5 protein-coding genes are annotated in these 4546 nt (G+C 74.5%); all 5 read left to right on the top strand.

Annotation, left to right across the window (positions count from 1 at the left end):
• Positions 1–49 precede the first annotated feature (49 nt).
• A complete protein-coding gene (gene miaB / locus AC0CYZ_RS16145; RefSeq protein WP_472217101.1) occupies positions 50–1573 on the top strand; it encodes a tRNA (N6-isopentenyl adenosine(37)-C2)-methylthiotransferase MiaB in 1524 nt (507 codons plus the stop codon).
• Positions 1570–2034, top strand: a complete 465-nt coding sequence (locus AC0CYZ_RS16140; protein ID WP_472217099.1) for an Rv2732c family membrane protein — start codon at positions 1570–1572, stop codon at positions 2032–2034. The genes miaB and AC0CYZ_RS16140 overlap by 4 nt, the downstream gene beginning before the upstream one ends.
• 158 nt (positions 2035–2192) lie before the next feature.
• Positions 2193–3515 (top strand): NRAMP family divalent metal transporter, encoded by a 1323-nt coding sequence (locus AC0CYZ_RS16135; RefSeq protein ID WP_472217097.1) that lies wholly within the window; start codon positions 2193–2195, stop codon positions 3513–3515.
• A 34-nt stretch (positions 3516–3549) separates the two neighbouring features.
• Positions 3550–4164, top strand: coding sequence for a 5-oxoprolinase subunit B family protein (locus AC0CYZ_RS16130; protein ID WP_472217095.1), 615 nt, complete (start codon positions 3550–3552; stop codon positions 4162–4164).
• Positions 4161–4546: 5-oxoprolinase subunit C family protein (locus AC0CYZ_RS16125; protein ID WP_472217093.1), on the top strand; the 386-nt coding region annotated here is incomplete at its 3' end. The genes AC0CYZ_RS16130 and AC0CYZ_RS16125, both read left to right, overlap by 4 nt.

The following is a 4546-nucleotide window of genomic DNA, read 5'->3' as shown; positions in this document are numbered from 1 at the left end:
GGAGGTCCACCTACGCATCCTCGCAGGTGGACGGCCTACCCTGGAGGCGATGACCGCAGCAGTCCCGCGCACCTTCGCCATCCGCACCCACGGGTGCCAGATGAACGTGCACGACTCCGAGCGACTCGCCGGTGTGCTCGTCGAGGCCGGGTGGGAGCCCGCCCCCGCCGACGCCGCCCCCGAGGACGCCGACCTCGTCGTCTTCAACACGTGCGCCGTCCGCGAGAACGCCGACAACAAGCTCTACGGCCAGCTCGGCCGCCTCGCCCCGGTCAAGGCCGCGCGGCCCGACCAGCAGATCGCCGTCGGCGGGTGCCTCGCGCAGAAGGACCGCGAGACGGTCACGGCCCGCGCCCCGTGGGTGGACGTCGTGTTCGGCACCCACAACGTCGGGTCGCTGCCCGCCCTGCTGGAGCGGGCGCGGCACAACGGCGAGGCGCATGTGGAGATCCTCGAGTCGCTCGAGACGTTCCCGTCGCACCTGCCGGCGCGGCGCGAGTCCGCCTACTCGGGCTGGGTGTCGATCTCGGTCGGCTGCAACAACACCTGCACCTTCTGCATCGTCCCCTCGCTGCGCGGCAAGGAGGTCGACCGGCGCCCGGGGGAGATCCTCGGCGAGGTCGAGGCGCTGGTCGCCGAGGGCGTGCTCGAGGTGACCCTGCTCGGGCAGAACGTCAACGCGTACGGCGTCTCGTTCGACGACCGCGCGAGCGGCCGGACCGCGTTCGCCGACCTGCTGCGCGCCTGCGGCGACGTCGAGGGCCTCGAGCGGGTGCGCTTCACGAGCCCGCACCCGCGCGACTTCACCTCCGACGTCATCACCGCGATGGCCGAGACGCCGACCGTGTGCCCGCAGCTGCACATGCCGCTGCAGTCCGGGTCGGACCGCGTGCTGCGCGCGATGCGCCGCTCCTACCGCGCGCGCCGCTACCTCGAGATCGTCGACGAGGTCCGCGACGCCATGCCGGACGCGGCGCTGACCACGGACATCATCGTCGGGTTCCCCGGCGAGACCGAGGAGGACTTCGCCGAGACCCTGCGGGTGGTCGAGCGGTCCCGGTTCGCCCAGGCCTTCACGTTCCAGTACTCCCCGCGCCCCGGCACCCCGGCCGCGACCCTGCCCGACCAGGTGCCCAAGGCGGTCGTCCAGAAGCGCTACGACCGCCTCGTCGCCCTGCAGGAGGAGATGTCCCTCGCGGGCAACCGGGAGCAGGTCGGGCGCGACCTCGAGCTGCTGGTCGCCGCCGGCGAGGGCCGCAAGGACACCGCGACGCGGCGCATGTCCGGCCGTGCCCGCGACGGCCGGCTGGTGCACTTCACGCCGACCGGCCCGGCGTGCGACGGGACCGTCCGCCCCGGCGACGTCGTCACCGTCCGCGCCACCTACGGCGCGCCGCACCACGTGGTGGCCGACGGCGAGGTCCTCGGGCACCGCCGCACCCGCGCCGGCGACGCCCACGAGGCCGGGACCCGCCCGACGACGCCGCGGGTCACGCTGGGGCTGCCGTCACTGGGTCGACCCGAGCCGCTCCCAGTGTCGGCCGGGTGCGGGGTGGGGAGCCCGGGAGCATGAGCCGCCCGAACCCGTTCGACGAGCCCGCCGGTCCGGTGCGGGCCGAGCCGCAGCGCCCCTCGATCTCGCGCGAGGTCGACTTCGGGCCGAAGGTGCTCGTCGCCGCCGTGGCGATCCTCGTGCTGCTGGTCGCGGCGATCCTGCCGTGGACCACGCAGGGCGCCACCGGCTGGCAGGTGGTGCTCGGCGACCCGGGGGTCACCGCGCTGCCCCGGCTGTTCTCGATCCTCGCCCTGGTGTTCGGGGTCGCCGCGTCGGCCGCGGCGGTGATGACCCGGCGCTGGGTCGCCGTCTTCGTGGCCGCCGCCGGGTGCTGCGTCACGTCGGTGACGGGGCTGTGGGCGGTCTGGTCGCAGAACACCGTGCCGGGCAACGGACCGGGCCTCGGCCTGGTGCTGGCGCTCGTCGCCGTCGTCGTCCTGGCCGCTCGCTGGGCCTCCTGGGCGCTCTCGCGCACCTGAGCTGACGCGCACCGGCCTCGAGCTCGGGGAGCGAGCGGCACCCTCGCATCCGCCTAGACGCAGCGAGCGTGCCGTTCGCACCGTCGTCCCGGTTGACGGATTGTTGAACGATCCCTACGTTGGACGAACTGCACCGCGAGGCCTGCAGGGAGGCCCCCATGACCGACGGCCCGGAGCGCCCCACCGACCGCGAGACCGCCGCGTCCGACACCGCGTCCGACACCGACACCGCGTCCGACACCGCCGCCCACACCGCGTCCGACACCGACACCGGGGCGTCGCGCCCGGTGGTCTCGGTGAAGCGCTCGGTCGCCGTCGCGGGCGCGATGTTCCTCATGGCCATGTCCGCTGCCGGCCCGGGGTTCATCTCGCAGACCGGCACGTTCACCGCCAAGTACGGCCCCTCGTTCGCGGCGGCGATCGTCGCGAGCGTGGTGATCGACCTCGCGATCCAGCTCAACGTCTGGCGGGTCGTCGGGCTGTCCGGGATGCGGGCCCAGGACCTCGCCAACCGCGTGCTGCCCTACTCCGGCCACGTCCTGGCCTTCCTCGTCGTGGTCGGCGGCCTGGTCTTCGGCATCGGCAACATCAGCGCCGCGGGCCTCGGCCTGCACGACGCCGTCGGGCTCGACATCCGCCTCGGCGCCGTGCTGAGCGCGATCCTCGCGATCGTGATCTTCAACTACCGCGCGCTGGAGGGCACCGTCGACCGCGCGGTGATCGTCCTCGGTGTGCTCAAGATCGTGCTGATCGCGGTCGTCGCCGTCGTGACCGACCCGCCGATCGGCGAGGCCGCGCTGCGCACCGTCGCCCCGGTCGGGCTGGACCTCCTGCCCGTCCTCACGCTGATCGGCGGGACCGTCGGGGGCTACATCACCTACGCCGGGGCACACCGGCTCATCGAGTCCGGCACGACCGGCCCCGAGAACCTGCGCACGATCAGCCGGGGCTCGGCGAACGGCATCCTCGTCACCGGGGTACTGCGGATCCTGCTCTTCCTCGGCATCCTCGGCGCGGTCGCGGCCGGCGCCCAGCTCTCGAAGGCCGACCCCGCGGGCTCCGCGTTCGCCTTCGCCCTCGGCCCGGTGGGCCTGCACCTCTTCGGCGTGGTCCTCTGGACCGCCGGCATGACGAGCACTATCGGCGCCTCGTTCACCTCGGCGACGTTCCTGCGGACCCTCTCGCCCGTGGTGGACCGCCGGTTCAGCCTGACGATCTCGGCCTTCATCACGCTGTGCACCGTCGCGTTCCTCCTGCTCGGGCAGGCGCCGTCGGCGCTGCTGGTGTTCGCGGGCGCCTTCAACGGGTTGATCCTCCCGTTCGGTCTCGCCCTGATCCTGTGGATCGCCTGGCGGCGACGCGACCTCCTCGGCGGGATGCGCCAGCCGGCCTGGATGCTGCTCGTCGGGCTCGCGGCCTTCGTGTTCACCGTCTACGCCGGGTTCGAGTCCCTGGTCGCGATCCCGTCGATCTTCCGGTGAGCCCCGGCGGCCGCGACGGGTCAGGATGGTCGCCGTGACCCGCACCCTGCGGCCCTGCGGCGACACCGGCCTGATCGTCGAGTTGGACACCCTCGACGAGGTGCTCGGGCTGCACGCGGCCCTGGCCGCGGCCCCGCCCGACGGCGTCGTGGACCTCGTCCCGGCGGCGCGCACCGTGCTGCTGCGGGTGCGCTCGGCGGCCGACCTGTCCGGCGTCGCGCGGGACGTACGCGACCGCGAGCCGGCGTCGGCGACCGCCCGCGAGGCCGGCGAGGTCACCGAGATCGCGGTGACCTACGACGGCGAGGACCTCGACGACGTCGCCGCGCACACCGGGCTGAGCGCCGACGAGGTCGTCGAGGCCCACACCGACCGGCTGTGGACGGTGGCCTTCGCGGGCTTCACGCCCGGGTTCGGCTACCTGGCCACCGACGACGACCGGCTGCACGTGCCGCGGCGCTCCGAGTCGCGCACCCGGGTCCCGGCCGGCGCGGTGGGGCTGGCGGGGGAGTTCAGCGGGGTCTACCCCCGCGAGTCGCCGGGGGGCTGGCAGCTCATCGGGCACACCGACCACGTGCTGTGGGACCTCGACCGGGACCCGCCGGCCGTCCTCCTCCCGGGCGCGCGCATCCGGTTCCGGGCCCGATGAGCCCGCCGCGCCTCACCGTCACCGCGACCGGGTCGGCCGACGGCGTCCTGGACGGTCGTCTGCGGCGGGCCAACCGGCTCGTCGGCAACGACGAGGGCGCGGCCGGGCTGGAGGTCACCTTCGGCGGGCTCGCGCTGCACTTCGAGGGCGGCTCCGACGGGACGGCGACGGCGGCGGTGGTCGCCGTGACCGGGGCGCCCGCGCCGGTGCGCGTCGGGGACCGCCCCGGGGACCTGCACCGCGCCGTCGTCGGTCCCGCGGGCGCCGAGCTGCGGCTGGGCACCCCGAGCTGCGGGCTGCGGACCTATGTCGCGGTGCGCGGCGGCATCGCGGTGGAGCCCGTGCTGGGGAGCCGGGCCACGGACACCGTCGCGGGCCTCGG

This window comes from Actinomycetospora sp., from assembly GCF_055612215.1.
The sequence above is the reverse complement of the archived record's forward strand: the minus strand, read 5'-3'. Positions and strand labels throughout refer to the sequence as shown.